At 66.6% G+C, this 21522-nt stretch carries 22 protein-coding genes; 13 read left to right on the top strand and 9 right to left on the bottom strand.

Annotation, left to right across the window (positions count from 1 at the left end; genetic code table 11):
• Positions 1-375: 375 nt before the first annotated feature.
• Positions 376-1017 carry a hypothetical protein gene (locus ABIC90_RS05880; protein ID WP_354353126.1) on the bottom strand — a complete coding sequence of 214 codons (642 nt, stop codon included), beginning with the start codon at positions 1015-1017 and terminating at the stop codon, positions 376-378.
• Between the two features lie 11 nt (positions 1018-1028).
• Here ABIC90_RS05880 and ABIC90_RS05875 point away from each other — a divergent pair, with 11 nt between their 5' ends.
• Positions 1029-2009 carry a LysR family transcriptional regulator gene (locus tag ABIC90_RS05875; protein WP_354353125.1) on the top strand — a complete coding sequence of 327 codons (981 nt, stop codon included), beginning with the start codon at positions 1029-1031 and terminating at the stop codon, positions 2007-2009.
• Positions 2010-2036: 27 nt separating this feature from the next.
• Here the strand turns inward: ABIC90_RS05875 and ABIC90_RS05870 are convergent, their stop codons facing one another.
• Positions 2037-2210: a hypothetical protein gene (locus tag ABIC90_RS05870; RefSeq protein WP_354353124.1), complete on the bottom strand. Its 174-nt coding sequence runs from the start codon at positions 2208-2210 to the stop codon at positions 2037-2039.
• A gap of 126 nt (positions 2211-2336) precedes the next feature.
• Between ABIC90_RS05870 and ABIC90_RS05865 the strand changes: the two genes are divergently transcribed.
• Positions 2337-3143, top strand: a complete 807-nt coding sequence (locus tag ABIC90_RS05865; protein ID WP_354353123.1) for a metallophosphoesterase — start codon at positions 2337-2339, stop codon at positions 3141-3143.
• 10 nt (positions 3144-3153) lie between these two features.
• Here ABIC90_RS05865 and ABIC90_RS05860 read toward each other — a convergent pair whose 3' ends face one another.
• Both ABIC90_RS05860 and ABIC90_RS05855 read right to left on the bottom strand, forming a co-directional pair.
• Positions 3154-3771: a TetR/AcrR family transcriptional regulator gene (locus ABIC90_RS05860; protein WP_354353122.1), complete on the bottom strand. Its 618-nt coding sequence runs from the start codon at positions 3769-3771 to the stop codon at positions 3154-3156.
• 86 nt (positions 3772-3857) lie between these two features.
• Positions 3858-4592, bottom strand: coding sequence for a GntR family transcriptional regulator (locus ABIC90_RS05855; RefSeq protein ID WP_354353121.1), 735 nt, complete (start codon positions 4590-4592; stop codon positions 3858-3860).
• 284 nt (positions 4593-4876) lie between these two features.
• On the opposite strand from ABIC90_RS05855, the gene ABIC90_RS05850 reads away from it, so the two are divergent.
• The 8 genes from ABIC90_RS05850 to ABIC90_RS05815 all read left to right on the top strand — a co-directional run bounded on the left by ABIC90_RS05850 (position 4877) and on the right by ABIC90_RS05815 (position 12641).
• Positions 4877-6208 carry an aromatic ring-hydroxylating dioxygenase subunit alpha gene (locus ABIC90_RS05850; RefSeq protein ID WP_354353120.1) on the top strand — a complete coding sequence of 444 codons (1332 nt, stop codon included), beginning with the start codon at positions 4877-4879 and terminating at the stop codon, positions 6206-6208.
• A gap of 11 nt (positions 6209-6219) precedes the next feature.
• Positions 6220-7677, top strand: coding sequence for a glutamine synthetase family protein (locus tag ABIC90_RS05845; RefSeq protein ID WP_354353119.1), 1458 nt, complete (start codon positions 6220-6222; stop codon positions 7675-7677).
• A gap of 13 nt (positions 7678-7690) precedes the next feature.
• Positions 7691-8014, top strand: a complete 324-nt coding sequence (locus ABIC90_RS05840; RefSeq protein WP_354353118.1) for a 2Fe-2S iron-sulfur cluster-binding protein — start codon at positions 7691-7693, stop codon at positions 8012-8014.
• Between the two features lie 61 nt (positions 8015-8075).
• Positions 8076-9275, top strand: coding sequence for an ABC transporter substrate-binding protein (locus ABIC90_RS05835; RefSeq protein ID WP_354353117.1), 1200 nt, complete (start codon positions 8076-8078; stop codon positions 9273-9275).
• Between the two features lie 49 nt (positions 9276-9324).
• Entirely contained in the window at positions 9325-10185 is an 861-nt protein-coding gene (locus ABIC90_RS05830; RefSeq protein ID WP_354353116.1) for a branched-chain amino acid ABC transporter permease, read from the top strand.
• Positions 10182-11144, top strand: coding sequence for a branched-chain amino acid ABC transporter permease (locus ABIC90_RS05825; protein WP_354353115.1), 963 nt, complete (start codon positions 10182-10184; stop codon positions 11142-11144). Before ABIC90_RS05830 ends, ABIC90_RS05825 begins: the two co-directional genes overlap by 4 nt.
• On the top strand, positions 11141-11911 hold the full coding sequence (locus tag ABIC90_RS05820) for an ABC transporter ATP-binding protein (protein WP_354353114.1): 771 nt from the start codon (positions 11141-11143) through the stop codon (positions 11909-11911). Before ABIC90_RS05825 ends, ABIC90_RS05820 begins: the two co-directional genes overlap by 4 nt.
• On the top strand, positions 11904-12641 hold the full coding sequence (locus ABIC90_RS05815; RefSeq protein ID WP_354353113.1) for an ABC transporter ATP-binding protein: 738 nt from the start codon (positions 11904-11906) through the stop codon (positions 12639-12641). Before ABIC90_RS05820 ends, ABIC90_RS05815 begins: the two co-directional genes overlap by 8 nt.
• A gap of 23 nt (positions 12642-12664) precedes the next feature.
• Here ABIC90_RS05815 and ABIC90_RS05810 read toward each other — a convergent pair whose 3' ends face one another.
• The 4 genes from ABIC90_RS05810 to ABIC90_RS05795 form a co-directional block, all read right to left on the bottom strand.
• Complete coding sequence (locus ABIC90_RS05810) at positions 12665-13267, bottom strand: hypothetical protein (RefSeq protein WP_354353112.1); 603 nt, start codon at positions 13265-13267, stop codon at positions 12665-12667.
• Between the two features lie 109 nt (positions 13268-13376).
• Positions 13377-13727 carry a hypothetical protein gene (locus ABIC90_RS05805; RefSeq protein WP_354353111.1) on the bottom strand — a complete coding sequence of 117 codons (351 nt, stop codon included), beginning with the start codon at positions 13725-13727 and terminating at the stop codon, positions 13377-13379.
• 76 nt (positions 13728-13803) lie between these two features.
• Positions 13804-14961: an ABC transporter substrate-binding protein gene (locus ABIC90_RS05800; protein ID WP_354353110.1), complete on the bottom strand. Its 1158-nt coding sequence runs from the start codon at positions 14959-14961 to the stop codon at positions 13804-13806.
• 105 nt (positions 14962-15066) lie between these two features.
• Positions 15067-16644 carry a phospholipase D-like domain-containing protein gene (locus ABIC90_RS05795; RefSeq protein ID WP_354353109.1) on the bottom strand — a complete coding sequence of 526 codons (1578 nt, stop codon included), beginning with the start codon at positions 16642-16644 and terminating at the stop codon, positions 15067-15069.
• Positions 16645-16713: 69 nt separating this feature from the next.
• Here ABIC90_RS05795 and ABIC90_RS05790 point away from each other — a divergent pair, with 69 nt between their 5' ends.
• Positions 16714-17943, top strand: a complete 1230-nt coding sequence (locus ABIC90_RS05790; protein ID WP_354353108.1) for a nucleoside recognition domain-containing protein — start codon at positions 16714-16716, stop codon at positions 17941-17943.
• 7 nt (positions 17944-17950) lie between these two features.
• Here the strand turns inward: ABIC90_RS05790 and ABIC90_RS05785 are convergent, their stop codons facing one another.
• Positions 17951-19927, bottom strand: a complete 1977-nt coding sequence (locus ABIC90_RS05785) for an alkyl/aryl-sulfatase (RefSeq protein WP_354353107.1) — start codon at positions 19925-19927, stop codon at positions 17951-17953.
• A 107-nt stretch (positions 19928-20034) separates the two neighbouring features.
• Here ABIC90_RS05785 and ABIC90_RS05780 point away from each other — a divergent pair, with 107 nt between their 5' ends.
• Positions 20035-20934: a LysR family transcriptional regulator gene (locus ABIC90_RS05780; protein WP_354353106.1), complete on the top strand. Its 900-nt coding sequence runs from the start codon at positions 20035-20037 to the stop codon at positions 20932-20934.
• Between the two features lie 41 nt (positions 20935-20975).
• Positions 20976-21485, top strand: a complete 510-nt coding sequence (locus tag ABIC90_RS05775) for a flavin reductase family protein (protein WP_354353105.1) — start codon at positions 20976-20978, stop codon at positions 21483-21485.
• The last annotated feature ends 37 nt before the right edge of the window (positions 21486-21522 follow it).

Raw genomic sequence — 21522 nt, 5'->3', positions numbered from 1 at the left:
TGTTTCAGCGCAGCCTTCGATTATGCACCGTTTTTTGCAATCCGGTCAACTTCGAAGGAAGTTTTTTCAACCAACCCGTTCAAGCAATCAGCCCCAAAGGACACATCACCTGAACTACGCATCGCTGCGTTGTCAGTCGAGCCCACGAGTATACAACGGTTTTTTCACTCCGCATTACGGATCTGAAGTTTTTGCTTCCATCCAGGCGCCGCTCGTTGCATGTCCCCTGCATGCCTTTGAAGGCCGGGAGGGAACCAGAGCCCTACTTAGATATACAGATGGGATCCGCGCGGTCACTTGGGCACCAGGGGTTGCGACAGCCAAAGAAAAAGCCGCCCGAAGGCGGCTTCACATCAAATCGGGCCGCTACCCAAATCAATAGTAGCGCGAGCTGTTCATGCGGCGCATCGCTTCGTACAGCGTGGGCATGCGCGCTTCATTCGAGCGGCTGCTCATCTTGGCCAGGGCGTCAATCTTCGCGACCGCAGCGGGCGTCACGGTGCCTTCGGATTGCTGGCGCCACACAGCGGCTTGCAGTTCCTGCATCACGCGGGGGTCGTTCTTCGCGGTTTCCATGAAACGAGCGTCGGCGCTGGCTGCGGCACGGCGCTTTGCTGCGGCTTGCCAAAGAGTAGCGAGACGGCTTTCACGAACCGAACCGGCAAACAGCGCGAAAAGACCGATCGCGACAAGGCAGAAGATCATCCATGCGGCGAGCAGCGAGCCTTCGGTCCAGTTGGTCACCAGCGTATCGGCCACCACCAGCACGGCGGAGGCGATGGCCACGATGAACAGGGCGATCAGCGGACGGCCGCCTTCGGCGCCGGTGCGTGCGGCCTCGATCTGGCCGAAAAGAACTTCGGCGCGACGGACGCCGGGATGGACGGTGGGTTGGTCAACGTGGACAAAGCTGGTCATGGTGCGATCCCTTCGGGGATGAATGGCAACGAGTGCCGATGCCGTGATATTAGGGGTTACCCTAGTGCTTTGCCACTTTATCTTTCTGATGTTTATCATTCACAGTACTTATGGATGTCAACTTTCGCACGCTCGACCTCAACCTGCTCCGCGTCTTCGACGAGGTGATGGCGGAGCGCAACCTCACGCGCGCGGCCCGCAACCTGTCGATCACCCAGCCTGCGGTCAGCAACGCGCTGCGGCGCCTGCGCGAAGTGTTGGGTGACGAACTGGTGCGGCGCGCCGGCGCCGGCGTGGAACCCACGCCGCGGGCGCTGGCGCTCTGGCCCACGGTGCGCGACGCGCTGCGGCAGCTCCAGCACACGCTCGCGCCCGGCGAGTTCGACGCGGCAGTTGCCGACACGACTTTCCTGCTGGCCATGGCCGACGCCACCGCTGCGGAGCTGATCCCGGGCCTGGTGCAGATCGCCGAACAAGAGGCCCCCGCCATTTCGCTGCGCGTGCTGCCGCTGACCACGCGCGATCCGCGCCGCATGCTGGAAAACGAAGAGGTCGACATGGCCATCGGCTACTTCCCGGCCGTCATCGCCAGCCTTGCGGCACGCGGGCAGTCCGGCGTGGGCGTGCCGTTCGAGACCCAGCGGCTCTATTTGGGCCAATATGTATGCGTGATGCGACGCGGCCATCCCTTGGCCGATGCGCCGCTCACGCTCGACGACTACTGCGCGGCGCGGCACCTGCTGGTGAGCTTTTCAGGAAGGCCGTACGGCTTCATCGACCAGACGCTCGGCGCCATGGGGCGCGAGCGGCGCATCGTGATCACGGTGAACCAGTTCTTCACGGCGGGCCGGGTGGTCGCCAATTCAGACCTGCTGACCGTGCTGCCGCGCCACTTCGTGACGGTGACCGGCATCGACGACCAGTTGGTGCTGCGCGACCTGCCCTTCGACCAGCCGCCGGTGCACGTGGATGCCATATGGCACCGGCGCGCCCAGCATGCGCATTCGCACGAGTGGCTGCGAGACGCGCTGTTGCGATCGGCCGCGGCGGCCTTCGCGGGGTCGGTCCTCGGGCAGAAGGTGCCCGACTGACCGACGCTATCTCTGTCTGTGAGTCAGTCAGCGAACGACGCTGAGCCAGGCGCTGGCGGCGGCGCGCAGCTCCTGTGCGTGGTGAGCTCCGCGACCGGCGCGGATGTCGGCGCTTTCCATCAGGGCCGACGCATGGCTGGCGGGGGCGTTGACGGTGGAGGAGCGGAAGAAACGTGCCACTTGGGCGATGAGGCTGAACATGGTGTTGCGCGGCTTGTGGCCGTGCTCTGAGTGGTTGATGCTCCAAGATTAAGGGTTATCCCTAGTAAAACAACCCCAACCTTATGCACTTCGCGCATAGGGTAATTCGCCTAGACTGCCCCGACGATGAAGTTGCAACTGCTCTCCGACCTGCATCTGGAGTCCCACCCCCGCTTCCACGCCGACCCCGTTCCGGGCGCCGATCTGCTGGTGCTGGCAGGCGACATCGGCTCCTACCAGCAGGGCTCGCGCCTCACCGACACCGACTTCGGACTCGGCCGCTTCTCCCCCCGCAACGGCTGGCCGACGCCCGTGCTCTATGTGCCGGGCAACCACGAATACGACAGCGCCGACTTCGACGAAACGCACGAGCGGCTGCAGCGGCTCTGCAAGGAACTCGACATCCAGTGGCTGGAGCGCGAAACCCTGGTCATCGACGGCATCCGCTTCATCGGCACCACCCTCTGGGCCGACTTCGACGCGCTGGTCGAGCCCACCGACGGCCTGGCCGAGGCCCTCAAGAAGCGCGGCAAGGCGATGCGCGCAGCCGATTTCTATCTGGAGAAGGCCGCCACCCTGCGCAACGGCGAGATCTTCCTGGCCGCCCCGATGCGCGAGCACGCGCTGCTGTGCCAGGCCTGGTTGCAGCAGGCGCTGGCCGAGCCCTTCGACGGCACCACGGTTGCCATCACCCACTTCGCCCCGACGCTCGCGAGCGCTGACCCGCGCTACGGACTGACGCCCGGCACGGCCGGTTTCTGCAACTCGCTCGACGCGTTGCTGCCGCATGCCGACCTGTGGCTGCACGGCCATCTGCACTGTCCCTTCGACTATGTGAAGGACGGCTGCCGCGTGGTCGCCAATCCGCTGGGCTACAAGCGCAACGGCGAGCAGGAAGGCTATCGCCCCGACCTGCTGATCGAGGTGTGCTGACCCAAGCCGTTCAGCGCGACGCGAGCCCGTCGAAGCAGGTAGCGAGCACCAAGTCGACGATCTGCTCGTCGCTCTGCAGCCCGCCGGCCTGCAGAAAACCCAGCACCGGATCGCAAGCACGCGCGAACAGCGTGTAAAGCACGGCAATCGCCGGGAGCTTGGGGTTGAGCGTGCCGTCCTTCTGGGCTGCCTGGATCCAGCCTCCGAGCACATCGCTGATGGCCACCAGCCGATCGAGGTAGCCGCGGTTGTTCATCAATGCGGCGCGCAGGCTGGAGTTTTGATGCGGCAGCGAAGGCATCTCGCCGGCCAGTTGCACTTGCATGGACCAACGCACGACGGCGCGCAGCTTGTCGATGGGCATGCCGTCGACGGGCACCGAAACAAGAAAGTCCTGCGTGCGCTGCATCAGCCGCACCATGGCGGCGGCGGCCAGGTCTTCCTTGCTGGGAAAGTGCTTGTAGAGACTGGCCTTGGCAATCCCGACGGAGGCAGCCACCTCGTCCACCGTCATCAGCTCGAAGCCCTTTTCGGCCAGCAGGCGGTTCGCGGTTTGCACGATGGCTTCTTCGCGCGCCTGCAGCATCTGTTCCTTGAACGAAGTCTTGGCGGGGGCGGCGGTGTTCATGCAGAAATTCTAGTCGCGCCCGTCGCCAACCAAACAGGGTGCGCGCGGAAATACCGTCCAGTCTTTTGCAGACCGGGCAGTTCCAGTCAGGCGTTGCGGCCCTTGGAAACCAGACGGATTCCCGGCATCAGCTCGGCCGCCAGCTCGGGCCGCTCCAGCGCGTAATCGAGATTCATGCGCGCAATCTCGACGTGCTCCTCGCCCAGCGCCTGGGCCCGCGAGCCCTGCCCGCGCTCGATCGCCTGCACCATCGCATGGTGCGTGCGGTGCGCCTGGCGCATCCACTGCTGCCCTTCTTCCATCGACGACTGCATCGGGAGCATTGCACTGGGCGCGGCAAAAGGCTGGCCGCCGAGCATGTCCATCACCCGCTTGAGGGCGAGGTTGCCGCAGCCTTCGAGGATGAGCTTGTGGAAGCGGTCGTTCATCTCGACGTAGGCGGCGTAGTCGTCGATTTCCATCGTTGGCTTGTTCACCGCCCTGTCGCCGGCGTCCAGGCAATCCTTCAGGTCCCGCAGCAGCTGGCGCGGCGCACCGTCTTCGGCCAGCAAACGTGCCGCAAAACCTTCGATCACACCGCGCACGCGGATGGCGTCGGCCACTTCCTGCGAGGTGAAGCGGCGCATCTGGTAGCCGCCGCTGGGCGATTGTTCGATCAGGCCCTCGTGCTCGAGGCTGGCCAAGGCAAGGCGCACCGGGGTGCGGGAGGCTTCGAGCTTCTCGGCGAGCGGTATCTCGGCCAGCCGCTCTCCGGGCACGAATTCGCCCTTGAGGATCATGTCGCGCAGTTGCACGAGCACGCGGGATTGTTGAGAGTCCATCAAGGGGGCCTGGGCAGGAAATGAGCGGATTCTAGGAGAGGCAACGGCGATTGCACGCAGCATATTTACCCTGGCTCGCTTGTTGCATGCATTGAGTCACAAGAAGTGTCAAAAACACACGCCATACTCAGCATTAACCCTGGTTAAAAGCTTCAAAAGCACCAAATCAGGGCAAATGAGCCGACGAAAGTTTGACCGGGATCGAGGATCACCAAGACAATGCATACAGTTGCATGCAATGCCTGCAGACCTCTTCCCGAAGCACCCACGATGGAGCCCGCACGATGATCAGCGCCGAGCAGAATGATTTCATCACCCGCGTCGGACGCGACGCCCCCGCCGGCAAGCTGCTGCGCCGCTACTGGCAGCCGGTGGCCCTGGCCGACGAACTGGCGGGCCCGCGCCCCGTCAAGCCTGTGAAGCTCATGGGGCAAGACTTCGTGCTGTTCCGAGACGAAAACGGCCAGCTAGGCATGCTCGACCGCGACTGCCCGCACCGCGGCGCCGACCTCGCCTTCGGTCGGCTGGAAAACGGCGGCATCCGCTGCGCCTTCCACGGCTGGCTGTTCGACGCCAAGGGCAACTGCCTGGAAACCCCCGCCGAACCCGCCACCAGCAAGCTGTGCAGCCGCATCAAGCAGTCGGCCTACCCGGTGGTCGAGAAGGCCGGCGTGGTCTTCGCGTACATCGGCGAGGGCGAGCCCCCGGCCTTCCCCGATTTCGACTGCTTCGTCGCCCCCGACACCCACACCTTCGCGTTCAAGGGCCTGTTCGAATGCAACTGGCTGCAGGCGCTCGAAGTGGGCATCGACCCCGCGCACGCCTCTTACCTGCACCGCTTCTTCGAAGACGAAGACACCTCCGAGAGCTACGGCAAGCAGTTCCGCGGCGCCTCGGCCGACTCCGACATGCCGATCACCAAGGTGCTTCGCGAATACGACCGGCCCGAGATCAGCGTGGAGCCCACGGATTACGGCTTCCGCCTGAAGGCGCTGCGCAAGCTGTCCGAAGACACCACCCACGTGCGCGTGACCAACGTGGTGTTCCCGCAGGCCTTCGTGATCCCGATGAGCGCGGAGATGACCATCTCGCAATGGCATGTGCCGGTGGATGACACGCACTGCTACTGGTACGCCATCTTCACCAGCTTCACCGGCCCGGTCGACAAGCAGCAGATGCGCGACCAGCGCCTGAAGCTCTACGAGCTGCCCGACTACACCTCGCGCAAGAACAAGCGCAACAACTACGGCTACAGCATCGACGAACAGCTGACCGAAACCTACACCGGCATGGGCGACGACATCAACGTGCACGACCAGTGGGCGGTGGAATCGCAGGGCGCCATCCAGGACCGCACGCGCGAGCACCTGGGCAGCACCGACAAGGGAATCATTGCCTACCGCCGCGTGCTGGTGAAGGCCATCGAAGCCACGCTGGCCGGCGAGACCGCGCCGATGCTCATCGACGCCGCACAGGCGAGCGCCATGACCGGCCCGCCCTCCATCGACGGCATCGGCCAGGTGGTGGACGAAGCCGCCACCGAGACCTACTGGCAGGAGGCCGACCGCGCGCGCCGCCTGAAGTCCGACTGGGCCTCCGCACGGCTGGCCGCCTGAGCACGCGCGCCATGAGCAGCAGCAACAACAAGAACTCGTTCGTCGACCGCTTCGGCCTCTGGTCCGACGACCAGCATGCACAGGCGCGCGAGCTGGTGCGCCGCATCGACAGCGGCGAGGTCGACCTGGTCCGCTTCGCCTGGCCCGACCAGCACGGCATCCTGCGCGGCAAGACGCTGGTCGCCACCGAGGCGCGCTCGGCGTTGTGGGAGGGCGTGAACCTCACCTCCACGCTGCTCGCCAAGGACACCTCGCACAAGACCGTGTTCCCGGTCTTCACCACCAACGGCGGCTTCGCCATCGAGGGCCTGCAGGGCGGCGCGGACTTCACCATCGTGGCCGACCCCGCCACCTTCAAGGTGCTGCCGTGGGCGCCGCGCACCGGCTGGATCCTGTGCGACGCCTACATGGCCGACGGCAAGCCCTGCCCCTTCGCGACGCGGCAGATCCTGCAGCGCGCGGTGCGCCAGCTCGACGAACTGGGGCTGGACTTCATCGCCGGCCTCGAGGTGGAGTTCCACGTTTTCAAGCTCGACGATGCGCGCATGGGCCTGGCCGACTCGGGCCAGCCCGGCGAACCGCCGCGCGTGTCGCTGCTCTCGCACGGCCACCAGTACCTCACCGAGCTGCGCTACGACCGCGTCGACGGCCTGATGGAGTTGCTGCGCTCCAACCTCATCGCACTGGGCTTGCCGCTGCGCTCGCTCGAAATCGAATTCGGACCGAGCCAGTTCGAGCTGACCTTCGGCCCCACGGCCGGCGTGATGCCCGCCGACACCATGGTGCTGCTGCGCAGCGCGATCAAGCAGATCTGCCAGCGCAACGGGCTGCACGCCAGCTTCATGTGCCGGCCGAAGATCCCGAACGTGATGTCCAGCGGCTGGCATCTGCACCAGTCGCTGCGGCGCAAGAGCGACGGCGTCAACGCGTTCATGCCCGAGACCGAAGGCCAGGACCTGAGCGAGATCGGCATGCACTACCTGGGCGGCCTGAAGGCGCACGCCTGCGGCGCGGCCGCGCTCGCGAGCCCCACGATCAACGGCTACCGGCGCTATCGCCCCTTCTCGCTCGCGCCCGACCGCGCGATCTGGGCGCGGGACAACCGCGGCGCGATGCTGCGCGTGCTCGGCGGCGTGGGCCAGAGCGCCTCGCGCATCGAGAACCGCGTGGGCGAGCCGACGGCCAATCCGTACCTGTACCTCGCATCGCAGCTGTTCTCGGGGCTCGACGGCATCCGCCACAAGACGGACCCCGGTCCCTCGGCCGATGCGCCGTACGAAACGCCGGCAGAGCACCTACCCCGTTCTTTGAGCGACGCCCTCGCGTGCCTGCGCCGCGACGAGATGCTCAACACGCAGATGGGCAAGGTCTTCATCGACTACCTCTGCCACATCAAGGAAGCGGAAATCGCCCGTTTCAACCTCGAAGTCAGCGAGTGGGAACACCGCGAGTACTTCGACATGTTCTGACCCCCTGCTCCACATGCCCACGATCCACTACATCCTCAACGACGGCACCACGCGCGCGGTCGACGCCAAGATCGGCGCCAGCGTCATGGAAACCGCCATCCGCGGCAACGTGCGCGGCATCGATGCCGAATGCGGCGGCTGCTGCTCCTGCGCCACTTGCCACGTCTACGTCGACGAGGCCTTCGCCGGCCTGCTGCCACCGCCCGACGACATGGAGAGCGCGCTGCTCGACGCCGTCGCGGCCGAGCGCCAACCCAATTCGCGGCTGAGCTGCCAGCTCAACGTGACCGCGGCCTTCGACGGCCTCACCGTGCGTGTTCCACAGACGCAGGTCTGACGGGTCTCACGCACACTCACTCGCCCGCTCCGCATCCATTCCACCTGAAAGGCGTTTTTCCATGACGACGATGACGAAAAGAACCGTTCTCTCGACCCTCCTGCTCGCCGGTTTCGGCATGCTGGGCACCGTGGCCGCACAGGCCGCCGACGAGCCGCTGCGCATCGGTCTCATTGCCACCTACTCCGGCCCCTACGCAGACTACGGCCGCCAGTTCGACGCCGGCATCGCGCTGTACCTCAAGGAGCACGGCGGCAAGCTGGGCGGGCGCACCGTCGAGATCATCAAGAAAGACACCGCCGGCCCCGCGCCCGACGCCGCCAAGCGCATCGCGCAGGAGCTGATCGTGCGCGACAAGGTGAGCATCCTCACCGGCCTGGACTTCAGCCCCAACGCCTACGCCGTGGCCGCCATCGCCACGCAGGCCAAGATCCCGACCATCGTGATGAACGCGGCATCGTCGGCCATCACCAACGCCTCGCCCTACGTGGCGCGCCTGTCGTTCACCGTGCAGCAGGTCACCGACCCGATGGCGCGCTTCATGCTCAAGGAAGGCATCAAGGACGCCTACACCGTGGTCGCCGACTACGCCTCGGGCGTGGATGCGGAAACCGCCTTCAAGAAGACCTTCACCGCTGGCGGCGGCAAGGTCTCGGGCGAAGTGCGCACGCCGATGAACAACCCCGACTTCTCGGCCTACGTGCAGCGCATCAAGGACGCCAAGCCCCAGGCCGTGTTCTTCTTCTTTCCCTCGGGCGTGATGCCGCCGGCCTTCCTCAAGGTGTGGAAGGAGCGCGGCATGGAGCAGGCCGGCATCAAGCTCTACGCGACCGGCGAAGCCACCGACGACAGCTACCTGGACGCCACCGGCGACGTGGCGCTGGGCCTGGTCACCAGCCACCACTACTCGTTCGCGCACAACTCGCCGAAGAACCAGAAGTTCGTGAAAGACTTCGCCGCCGACAACGGCGCCAAGCTGCGCCCCAGCTACTTCGCCGTGACCGCCTACGACGCCATGGCCGCCATCGACCTTTCGCTCGCCAAGACCAAGGGCGACACCGCCGGCGACAAGTTCATGGACGCCCTGCGCGGCCTGCGCTTCGAAAGCCCGCGCGGCCCGATCGAGGTGGACCCGCTCACCCGCGACATCGTGCAGACGGTCTACATCCGCAAGACCGAGCGCGTGAATGGCCAGCTGGTGAACGTGGAGTTCGACAAGTTCGACCGCGTGAAGGACCCGGCCAAGGAAAGCTCGAAGTAACAAGCACATCGGCACGCCAGCAAGCAGCGCAGCCAGCAACAGGAGGCCCATGGGCATCGTGATCTTCGACGGGGTGGCCTACGGCATGCTCCTGTTCCTCATCGGCGTGGGCCTGTCCATCACCATGGGCTTGATGAACTTCGTCAACCTCGCGCACGGCAGTTTCGCGATGGTGGGCGGCTATGCGGCGAGCGTGTTGATGAACCACTGGGGGCTGGGCTTCGGGCTCTCTCTCGCGGCGGCTTTTGTGTCCGCGGCGCTGGTGGGCGCGGTGCTGGAGTTCGTGTTCTACCGGAGGCTGTACCGCGCGCATCCGCTGGACCAGGTGCTGCTGTCGATCGGCGTGGTGTTCGTGTCGATCGCGGCGTTCACCTGGTTCTTCGGGCCGACGATGCAGCCTTTCACCCTGCCGCCGGCGCTCGACGGACAGGTGGCCATCGGCGGGCTCGAAGTGGGCCGCTACCGCCTCTTCCTGATCGTCTGCGGCGTGGCCGTGCTGGCCGCGCTGCTGCTGGTGCTGGGCAAGACGCGTTACGGCGCCATGGTGCGCGCGGCGGTGGATAACCAGCGCGTGGCGGGCGGCACCGGCATCCATGTGCAGCGTCTTTTCTTTCTCACCTTCTCGCTGGGCTGCGGCCTGGCGGGCCTCGGCGGCGCGCTGAGCCTGGGCATGCTGGGACTGGAGCCTTCGTTCCCGCTCAAGTACCTCGTCTACTTTCTGATGGTGGTGTGCGTGGGCGGCGCGGGCACCGTCACCGGGCCGTTCATCGCGGCGCTGCTGGTGGGCATCGTCGATGTGGCAGGCAAGTACTACTGGCCCGAAGCGGGCGCCTTTCTCATCTACGTTTTCATGATCGTCATGCTGCTGGTGCGGCCGAACGGCATCGTGGCGAAGAAGGGGCTCGCATGAAAGCGCTCACCGTCTCTCCGGCGCAGTTGCGCATCGCCGAAGTCGCCTTCTGGCTCGCGCTCGCGTCCAGCTTCTTCCTCTTGCCCGACAAGCTCACGCTGATGAGCCAGATCATGATCTTCGGCCTGTTCGCCGTGTCGCTCGACATGGCGCTCGGCTACGCGGGCATCCTCACCGTCGGCCATGCGGCCTTCTTCGGCGCGGGCGCCTATGCGGCCGGCCTGCTCGCCAAGTACGGCTGGAGCGAGCCCTTCACGGGCCTCGCGTTCGCGCTGGTCGTGAGCGGCCTGCTGGGCTACGCGCTGAGCTATCTGGTGGTGCGCGGCGCCGACCTCACGCGGTTGATGATCACCATCGGCGTGTGCGTGCTGCTGTACGAACTGGCGAACCGGCTCTCGGGCATCACCGGCGGCACCGACGGGCTGCAGGGCGTGGTCATTGCGCCGGTGCTCGGCTTCTTCGACTTCGACCTCTACGGCAAGACCGCCTTCTGCTATGCCTTCGGCGTGGTGCTCGCGATGTTCCTGCTCGTGCGGCTGGTGCTGCGCTCGCCCTTCGGCCTGGCGTTGCGCGGCATCCACGACAGCCGCAAGCGCATGACGGCCATCGGCTCGCCGGTGGAAGCGCGCCTGCGCATGGCCTACGCCTTCTCGGCCGCGGTGGCCGGCGTGGCAGGAGCGCTGCTGGCGCAGACCACGCAGTTCGTCGGCATCGAATCCATAGGCTTCAACCGCTCGGCCGAGGTGCTGATCATCCTGGTGCTGGGCGGCACCGGGCGCCTGTACGGCGGGATGATCGGCGCCATCGTCTACATGCTGGTGCACGACTGGTTCGCGGACATGAACCCGCAGTACTGGATGTTCTGGCTCGGCATCTTCTTGATCGCGGCGGTCATGCTGGGGCGCGGCGGGATCATGGGCGCGCTCGCGCGCTTCGTGCGGACGGGGAAGGCGCGATGACTTCCACGACGACCACGCACACCCTGTGCACCCGCGACCTGGGCATCCGCTTCGGCGCCTTCCAGGCAGTGAGCGAAGTGAACCTCTCACTGGTGCCCGGCGCGCGGCAGGCGCTGATCGGCCCCAACGGCGCGGGCAAGACCACGCTCATCAACCTGCTCACCGGCGTGTTCAAGCCCACGAGCGGATCGATCCACATGGGCGGGCGCGACATCACGCGCCTGTCGGGTGACAAGCGCGCCCGCATGGGCCTGGCGCGCACCTTCCAGATCAACACGCTGTTCCCCAGCCTCACCCCGCTCTTGTCGGTGGTGCTGGCGATCAGCGAGCGCGAAGGGCTGGGCGCCACCTGGTGGCGGCCGCTCAAGGGCTGCACCGCGGTGTTCGACGAGGCGCATGCGCTGCTCGCCAAGCTCAAGCTCGACAGCCTGGCCGACGTGCCGGTCTCGGAACTGGCCTATGGCAAGCAAAGGCTGCTTGAAATCGCGCTCGCGCTCGCCGCCAAGCCCCGCATCCTGCTGCTCGACGAACCGGCTGCCGGCGTGCCCGAGGACGAAAGCGGCGAGCTCTTCGAAGCCATCGCGGCGCTGCCCGACGACATCAGCGTGCTCTTCATCGAGCACGACATGAAGCTCGTGTTCCGGTTCTCCCGCCGCATCTCCGTGCTGGTGGGCGGGCGCATCCTCACCGAAGGCACGCCCGCCGAGATCGGCGCCGACCCGCGCGTGCGCGAGGTGTACCTGGGGAGTTCGCATCGCCATGCCTGAAGCAAGAAACGAAGAAGCGCTGGTCTTCGACCACGTCACCGCCGGCTACGGCAACGCCGTGGTGCTCGACCGCCTGGCCTTTTCGCTGCGGCAGGGCGAGAGCCTGGCCATCCTCGGGCGCAACGGCGTGGGCAAGACCACGCTGCTCGAAACGCTGATGGGCAACACCCGCGTGATGCAGGGCGCGATCCGCTGGCAAGGCGCGGACATCACGCGCTGGCCCTCGTACCGGCGCGTGCGCGCGGGCCTGGGCTGGGTGCCGCAGGAGCGCGAGGTGTTCCCCTCGCTCACCGTCGAAGAAAACCTCACGGTGATTGCGCGGCCGGGCGGCTGGAACCTGAATCGCGTCTACGAATTCTTTCCGCGCCTGCGCGAGCGCCGCGGCAACTACGGCAGCCAGCTCTCGGGCGGCGAACAGCAGATGCTGGCCATCGGCCGTGCGCTGATGACCAACCCGAAACTGCTGCTGCTCGACGAGCCCATGGAAGGCCTCGCGCCGATCATCGTGGAGGAGCTGGCCGCAGCGATCCGTCGCCTTTGCGAGTCGGAAGGCCTGGCATCGATCGTGGTCGAGCAGCACCCGGTGCTGGCGCTGGAGATGACGCACCAGGCCATCGTGCTGGAGCGCGGCACCGTGGTGCACGCCGGCCCGAGCGCGGGGCTTGCCGCCGACAAGGGGCTGCTCGAAGGACTGCTGGGCGTGGGGATCGCCGAGGCCGCGGCAGGCTGAGTTGCGTCAGCCGATGCAGCCGGTCAGCACTGCTCGCACTTGGTGCTGCCGCCATTGAGGCGCTGCAGCATTTCTCTGCCGGCGGGATTGGGCAGCCACCAGCCCTTCACGCCAAGCGACCTGTTGGTGATTTCCGCGGTGGAAAGCGCTGGGATCTTCTTCAACAGCGGCAGGTCCTCGGCGAAGTTGTCGCCGATGGAGGCAAGCTCCATGAATCTGTTGGCATCGAACCGCCCCAGATATTGCACTTGCCCGGCAACGACTTCGAACTCGATCGGCTGTTCAAAGGGCTCGGATCGCTTGTTCGCCCGCCCGTAGTCCAGCGCCCAGCCCGTCACCTGGTATTTGCCGGGCGGCAATTGCAGCGCAAACGTGCTGCCCACGCCCTTGGGTAACTTCGGTGGCGCATTGACGATGGTGTAAGCGCCGGAATTTCCACCGCTGGCGACGACGATGCGCTCCTTGTCCGGGGACTGCAGGTAGAAGTAGGCCCCGTACGGCGTGAATACGGAACGCTCGAAGACGGTTCCGACGACGACGCCCTTGGACGCATCCTTTTCGGTCAACGCGTATTTGGTCGATGTCTGCCGCGGCGCTGCGCACCCCGCAAGCAATACGGCAAACAAGATGACAACTCCGCCGAGCCGCCTGGGCCTGCCGGTATGCGATTTTTTCTGCACGAATCCCCCTGAAGTTTTGATGAAGTGCCTGCGGATCGTATCGGGACGGCGGGCTTCATTTCAACCGCTTCGCGCAGACAGAGAACCGCCATGCGGCCAGGCAGGCGGCCGCGAAGCTCAGCGCCCACGAGATGCAGAGGTACGCATACATGAGGAAGGCCAGCCCGATCTGCAGTACCGACTTCAAGAACGAGGTGCCCTCGCCGACGACGTAGAACTCCGTGAGGGCGTGGACGCCCCACCACACGGCCAGCGGCAACGCCGCCACGCACAGTCCATAGACGAGGCTGGCAGTCACCGGGCCCACGCGCCCTTGCGCGACGGCGCGGTGCCCGACCTGAAAGAGGACGACGCTCAGCGCCACGGGTGCGGCCAGGCCGAAGGAGATGCAGAAGTCGAGGACCATGGCTGCACTGTAAGGTCGCGCCTTCCGGAAGCGACCCCGGCATCCACCGAAGTACCGGTGGACGCTACCGCGCAGCTCAGCTCAGCATCTGCCCGCGGCTGCCGATCACGGCCACGTCCACGAAGTGCCCGCCTTCACGGTTCGTGCGGCCGTAGCTGATCTTGAGGCCGCCCAGGTCGAAGTTCTCGATGCTGGCCAGGCCCGCCATCACCGCCGCGCGCGTGGGTGCGGCACCGGCGCGGCGCAGGCCTTCGGCGAGCACGGCGGCGTTGATGTAGCCCTCCAGGCTGGTGAGCGAGAAATCCTTGGTGCCGTTGGCCACCATGTCGGCCTGGTAGCGGCGCACGATCTCGAACTTGGTCGAGTACGGCGACGGCACCACGATCACGAAGCCCAGGCCGCGCGCCAGGTCGCCCATGGCGGCCAGCGCGCTCGCGGTGATCGACAGGCCGTAGGCCGAGCTGGTGCCTCCGGCGTCGCGCAGCGCCTTCATGAAGACCGGCGCCGTGCCGGCCAGACCGATGATCACGACCTGCGGCTTGGCCTTGGCAATGGCTTCGGCCGCGGGGCCGACTTCCATGCTGGTGGTGTTGGGCGTGGTCGCGATGACCGCCGGCTCCAGCTTGGCCTTGGCCAGCGCCGCCTTGAACGCGGCCAGCACCGACTGGCCCAGCGGATCGTTCGAATGCACGAGGCCGATGCGGCTCTGGCCCAGCACGGCCGCCGTGGTCACCAGCTTTTCGACTTCCTGGTCGTAGTTCACGCGCACCCAGAAGGTGTTGGGCGAGGTCTTCTTGCGCAGCGAGACGGTGCCGGTCACCGGACCCACCACGGCCATGCCGGGCACGGCGTCCATCACTTCGGAGGTCTGGCGGGTGCCCAGCGGGTGCAGCAGCGCGAGCACCGAGCTGTCCTTCTCGAAGGCCAGCGCGTTGGCCTTGGCCACATCGGGCTTGAAGGTGTCGTCGGCCATGACCAGCTCGACCTTGGTGCCGTTGAGGCCGCCCGACTTGTTCAGCGCATTGAAAAAAGCGCTCGAACCCTGGAACAGCCCCTGGCCGTTGGCCTTTTCGACGCTGCTGTTGTCGAAGGTGGTCCCGATGCGGATCGGCTTGCCCTGCGCGAAGGCCGGCATGCCCAGGCCCGCGGCGGCGGTGGCGGCCAGGCCGGTCAGCACACGGCGACGGCTGGGGGTGGGCTGCGCAAAAGGCACGCGCTGCTCGGGAACGGTCATGGTCAGGGGTCTCCAGAATTCGGTAACAGAAATACACATTTCAAACAGAAATGTAACGTACGTCACCCATCCGGAGATGACAGTCGGCCCCGCCGGCCGGCACGGCTACAGCAGTTCTTCGCCCACGATGGGCAGCAGCAGCCAGTTCTTGAAGCGCAGCCAGAGGAATTCGCCGGGCTCGTCCTCGTGGACGATGTCGCCGCCGGCGTCGTCGTACTCGAGCCACTGCACGCGCCGGCCGTCGGGCCCCAGGCGCAGCCGGTAGCCGAGGTTGATGCGCTCGCCGCTCATGAGCCTGTTGTAGTCGCCCACGAGTTCGGGGCTGTCGATCACGAGGCCGACTTCGGTATTGACCGCGGCCGAGCGGTGGTCGAGGTTCATCGAGCCGACGAAAAAGCGCTCGTTGTCGACGATCGCGAGCTTGGCGTGCAGCCGGCTGATCGACTTGCCGAAGTCGCCGAACTGGCCCGAGCGCCCGGTGAGCGTGGGCGCGATCTCGTAGATGGTCACGCCGATCTTCAGCATGTCGGCGCGGTAGCGCTCATAGCCCGCATAGGCCAACGGCTCGTCGGTCGCGCCCAGCGAGTTGGTGACCACGGTGATGCGGCCGCCGCGCTCGATGGCCTTTTTCATCATCGCCATGCCGCGCGCGCCCGGAATGAAGTACGGCGAGCCGATCTTGACCTCGTGCCTGGCCGCGTTGATGACGTTCAGCGCGCCCTCGGTCACGCTGCCGACCATGGCCTCCTCGGCCGTGCGCGTGATCTTCTCGGGATCGTCCACGAACAGCGTGCTTGTGGACCAGTAGCGGTCGAGCTTGCCGGTGATGAGCTGTTCGCCGACGGGCGACTTGTTCAGCACATCGCGCGGGCGGATCGGCACGTCGGGCACAGCGGTGCGCACGATCTCGTCGAAGCGACGCTGCCCGGCCTCGGGCGTGGTGCGCAGCGGCGCGAGGCGCTCGATGGGCCAGGCGTGCGAGCTGTTCCAGTAGCGGTCGAAGCCTGCGGACATCTGCCGCACCACCGGGCCGCTGGAAATCACGTCCAGGTCGATGAAGTTCGCGGCCGTGCTGCGCATGAAGTACTCGTTGCCGATGTTGCGCCCGCCCGAGACCGCGAAGCTGTTGTCCGCGATCAGCATCTTGTTGTGCATGCGGTGGTTGATGCGGCCGAAATCGGTAAGGGAAAGCAGCAGCCGCGTGGTCAGCGAGTCGGCCCGCGAGGGCAGCGGATTGAAGAGCCGCACCTCCACGTTGGGAAACGCCGAGAAGGTGCTGAACACCTCGTCCTCGCCGGCCGTGTACAGGTCGTCCACCAGGAGGCGCACCCGCACACCGCGCGCCGCGGCCTCGCGCAGTTCCTTCAGGAACAGCAGGCCCACGTCGTCCTTCTGGATCAGGTAGTACTGCACGTCGAGCGATTTCTCGGCGTGGCGCGCGAGCGAGATGCGCGCATCGAATGCGAAGGCCGCCTCGGGCAGCAGCCGGAAACCCGAGAGCGCGGCGGAGTTGCCCGGTACATCCTTGGCCGCCAGCTGCGCGAGTTCGGTGTGCGCCACGTCGGTAAAAGCCGTGACCGGCGCATGCGGCTGCGGCGGCGGCAGGCTGGCGCAACCGGTCAGCCATGCGGCCGCGAGCACCCCCATGAGGGCGGCGAATCTGCGGACGATGGAGGCGCGCATGGCCCGGACTGTAGCGCGGCGCACGCGGGCGCGCAGCCTATGATCGCGCCGGCAAAAAAGGAAAAAAGCGTGCTCAACGGCTTGTGGCTGGGTTTCTTCGGGATGGCGGCGCTCGCGGCGTTCGCGCGGTGGCTCGTCGGCGGCGACCCGGCGGTGTTCGCGGCCATCGTCGAGAGCCTGTTCGCGATGGCGCGGCTCGCGGTCGAGGTGATGGTGCTGCTCTTCGGCACGCTCACGCTGTGGCTGGGGTTCTTGCGCATCGCCGAAGCGGCGGGGCTCGTGGGCTGGCTTGCCAGGCTGCTCGGGCCGCTGTTCCGGCGGCTCATGCCCGGCGTTCCTGAAGGCCACCCCGCACTCGGGCTGATCACGATGAATTTCGCGGCCAACGCCCTGGGCCTGGACAACGCCGCCACGCCCATCGGCCTGAAGGCCATGCGCGAGCTTCAGCGGCTGAACCCCGACCCCGGCACCGCCACCAACGCGCAGATTCTTTTTCTCGTGCTCAATGCTTCGTCGCTGACGCTGCTGCCGGTCACCATCTTCATGTACCGCGCGCAACAGGGCGCGGCCGACCCGACGATGGTGTTCCTGCCGATCCTCCTTGCCACCAGCGCATCGACGCTGGTCGGGCTGCTCACGGTGGCCATCGCGCAGCGCCTGCGGCTGTGGGACCCTGTGGTGCTGGCCTACCTGATCCCGGGCGCGCTGCTGCTGGGCGGCTTCATGGCGCTGCTGGGCACGCTGTCGGCGGCGGCGATCGCCTCGCTCTCGTCGCTGATGGGCAACCTGGCGCTCTTCGGTGTGATCCTTGTCTTTCTCGCGGCCGGCGCGATACGGCGGGTGAAGGTCTACGAATGCTTCATCGAGGGCGCGAAGGAAGGCTTCGACATCGCGAAGAACCTCTTGCCCTACCTGGTGGCCATGCTGTGCGCGGTCGGCGTGCTGCGGGCCTCGGGCGCGCTCGACTTCATCCTCAGCGGCCTGAGCTGGCTGGTGGCCACGGGCGGCTGGGATTCGCGCTTCGTCGACGCCATGCCCACCGCGCTGGTCAAGCCCTTCTCGGGCAGCGCGGCGCGCGCGATGCTGATCGAGACCATGAAGACCCAGGGCGTGGACAGCTTCCCCGCGCTGGTGGCCGCCACCATCCAGGGCAGCACCGAAACCACGTTCTATGTGCTGGCCGTGTACTTCGGCGCGGTCGGCATCCAGCGTGCGCGGCATGCCGTCACTTGCGCGCTGCTGGCCGAGCTGGCCGGCGTGGTGGCGGCGATCGCGGTGTGCTACTGGTTCTTCGGGTAGCCAGGGCTCATTTGCGCGGCTCGACCACGGGGAACATCGGCTCGAAGGTGTCGAGCATCGACATCAGTTCGCCGAGCTTGGCGCGGTTGCCCTCGATCTTCACCTTGCCCGCCAGCACCGCCGCGGGAAAGCTCGTTTCCTTCAGCGTGACCGCATCGAGCGTGGCGCGGCTCAGCGTCACCGTCGCGTCGGCACCCGGCTGCTGGCCGGCGATGTGCGTGAGCGCCGAGTTCTCCAGCGTCAGCACGAACTGCTGGTTCGAATCGGTGAAGTTCCAGTTGATGGCCATCGTCTGGCCCTCGGCCTTGGCCGCATCGAGCCGCACGCCCAGGAAGTCGAAGAAGAGATCGTTGCTCACCGCCTTGAGCGTGTCGGCGTTCGCGCTGCTGCCGCCCGGGATCTTCGGCACGCCATTGCGCAGCTCCATCGCGCCCACCAGGTAGGCGCTGCGCCAGGTGCCGGCCTCCGACTGGTAGCCGAGCTGCTCGAGCGCATCGGCGCCGAGTTCGCGGGCCGCGCGGTTCGTAGGGTCGGCGAAGACCACCTGGCTCATCGCGCTTGCGACCCAGCGGTACTCGCCCTTCTTGAAGTCGTCCCGCGCACGCGCGAGCACCGCATCCGCACCGCCCATGTATTCCACGGCCTTCTTTGCGGAATCCACCGGCGGCAGCGGGTTCAGGTTGGCCGGATTGGCGTCGTACCAGCCCAGGTACTTCTGATAGACCGCCTTGGCGTTGTGCCGCAGCGTGCCGTAGTAGCCGCGCGCGGACCATTCCTGTTCCAGGCTCGCGGGCATGCGCAGCGTCTCGGCGATGTCGGCCGCGGTGTAGCCCCGGTTCAGCAGGCGCAGCGACTGGTCGTTGATGAACTTGTACATGTCGCGCTGCTTCTTCAGCAGGTCGGCGATGCGCTCGCGTCCGGTGGTCGGCCAGTGGTGCTGGGCGATCAGCACGTCGGTCCTGTCGCCGAAGGCCACGCGCGCCTGGTCGATGTACCTGGACCACAGGTTGCCGTCGCGCACCTCGGCGCCGCGGATGGTGTAGAGGTTGTGCATGGTGTGCGTCACGTCCTCGGCCATGTTGAGCACGCGGAACTGCGGCAGGTACATGAGCATTTCCGACGGCGCCTCGGAGCCCGGCACCAGCTGAAACACGAACTGCACGCCGTCGATGGTGCGCTCCTCCGTCGGCCTGTCGATGGTCGAGGTCGGCGCGATCAGCGTGATGGTGCCGCGCGCGAGCGCCTTGCCCAGGCCCGTGTCCACCTGCCCGCGCACGCCCGGCGGCAGCAACGAGCCGAACTGGTATTGCGAGCGCCGGCTCATCGCGTTGCCCGCGAGGATGTTCTCGGCCACCGCGGTTTCCATGAAGCCCGAAGGTGCGATCACCTGCACCTTGCCCGCGGCCACGTCGGCTTCGCTCGCCACGCCCTTCACGCCGCCGAAATGGTCGACGTGGCCGTGCGTGTAGATCACGGTGCCCACCGGCTTCTTCGGGCGGTGCTGGTAGTAGAGCTCGAGCGCGGCGCGCGCCGTCTCGGCGACGAGCAGCGGATCGATGACGATCAGCGAGTTGTCGCCTTCGACAATGGTCATGTTCGCGATGTCGAAGCCGCGCACCTGGTAGACGCGATCGGTCACCTTGAAAAGGCCGTGGATCGCGTTGAGCTGCGCCTGCCGCCACAGGCTCGGGTTGACGGTGTCGGCGGGCTCGCTCGCCTTCAGGAAGTCGTAGGGCTTCATGTTCCACGCCGGGCGCGGGCCGGCGCCGGGCACCAGCGCATCGGGCACGGTGCCAATGAAGCCGCGCATCGCGTCCTCGAAGTCCTGCCGGTTGGCGAAAGGCAGCGTCCTGGCCATGTCGGCGTTGGCTTTCAGCGTGGCGGCCTCGGGCGGCTTGGGCGCGATCTGCGCGAGGGCCGGGGCGCCGCCTAGCGCGCACGCCAGCGCCATGAGCGCAGTGCAGACGGAAGAAGAAGGGGTCATCGGTGTCTCTTTGTCTTCGGTGGAGCAGGAACAGCGCCCGATTCTCCGAACCGCCCGAAGCATTGGCAAATGCAAAATGTGCAGATCCTTTTTACGGAAAACGCAAAATGCAGCTGCGCCAGCTCCAGCATCTCGTCGCACTTGCCGAGCACGGCAGCTTCGGCCGTGCTGCGCAGGCGGTGCACCTGTCGCAGCCCGCGCTCTCGCGCAGCATCGACACCCTCGAAGACAACCTGCAGGCGCGCCTGGTCGACCGCGCCTACGGCACCGTGCGCTTCACGCAGGCGGGCGAACTGGTGCTCGCGCGAGCCCGCGAGCTTATTGCCGATGCGCAGCAGATCCAGCGCGACGTGCTGCAGCTCGAGGGCCTGGCCATCGGCAGCCTGGCCGTGGGGCTGGGTCCTTTCGCCGCCAGCACGCTCGGGCGCATGGCGCTGTCGCTGATGACGCAGCGCCACCCGCAGTTGCTCATGCGCATGGAAGTGGCCGACACCGCCACGCTCAGCGAGCGCCTGCACCGGCGGCAACTCGACCTGTTCATCGCCGACACCCGCGACCTGAAGAAGCAACCCGGGCTCAAGCTCGTGCGCCTGCCCGACCTGCCGGTGTCGTTCTTCGTGCAGCCGAAGCACCCGCTGCGCCGGCTGAAGCAGGTGACGCTGGAAAAGGCCATGGACTACCCCGTGGCCGGCCCCAACCTCCCCGCCGAAGTGGCGGCGTATTTCGACCGCCAGACCCACCGCGCCGACCGCGGCGTGTTCAACATCACCTGCGACGATGCGGGCACGCTGCGCCACCTCGCCCTCACTGCCAACGCGGTCATCCTGGCGCCGCATGCGCCCGCGCTGCACACCGATACCGACGCCCTCGTGCCCCTGCCGATCACCGGCTTCGCCCGCATGCGGACGCACTACAGCCTGGTCACGCTCGCGGGCCGAACGCCCTCGGCGGCTGCCACCGTCTATACCCGCCTTGCGACCGAGTTGATGCAGCAAGCCAGGCACTGAGCCAAAATGGCCTTCCTGCCGACCACCGCACAGCCTCTCTTGTGACCACTCCCCGCCGGGCCAAGCCGCCCACCTTTTCGCCCGACGAGTTTCGCGATGCGCTCGGCATGTTCGCCACGGGCGTGACCATCGTCACCGCGCGCGCGGCCGACGGCACGCTGGTCGGACTCACGGCCAACTCCTTCAATTCGGTGTCGCTGGCGCCGCCGCTGGTGCTGTGGAGCCTGGCCCGTGCCGCGGGCTCGATGCCCGCGCTCAGCGCCGGCTCGCACTACGCCGTCAACATCCTGGCCGCGAGCCAGAAGCCGCTGGCCGAGCGCTTCGCCACCAAGAACATCGACCGCTGGGCCGATGTGGAATTCACCGAAGGCCTGGGCGGCGCACCGGTTCTGGTGGGCGCCGCGGCGAGCTTCGAATGCTTCAACCGCAGCCGCTACGACGAAGGCGACCATGTGATCTTTGTCGGCGAGGTGGAGCGCTGCACCCACAACGCGGGCGCCTCGCCGCTGCTGTTTCACGGCGGGCGGTTCTACACCGAACATCCCTTGTGAGGCGCGCTGCCGCATCCGGCAGCCGGCCGATGGACAA

The organism is Variovorax boronicumulans (assembly GCF_040544675.1).
In the GTDB taxonomy this organism is placed as follows: domain Bacteria; phylum Pseudomonadota; class Gammaproteobacteria; order Burkholderiales; family Burkholderiaceae_C; genus Variovorax; species Variovorax boronicumulans_D.
The sequence above is the reverse complement of the archived record's forward strand: the minus strand, read 5'-3'. Positions and strand labels throughout refer to the sequence as shown.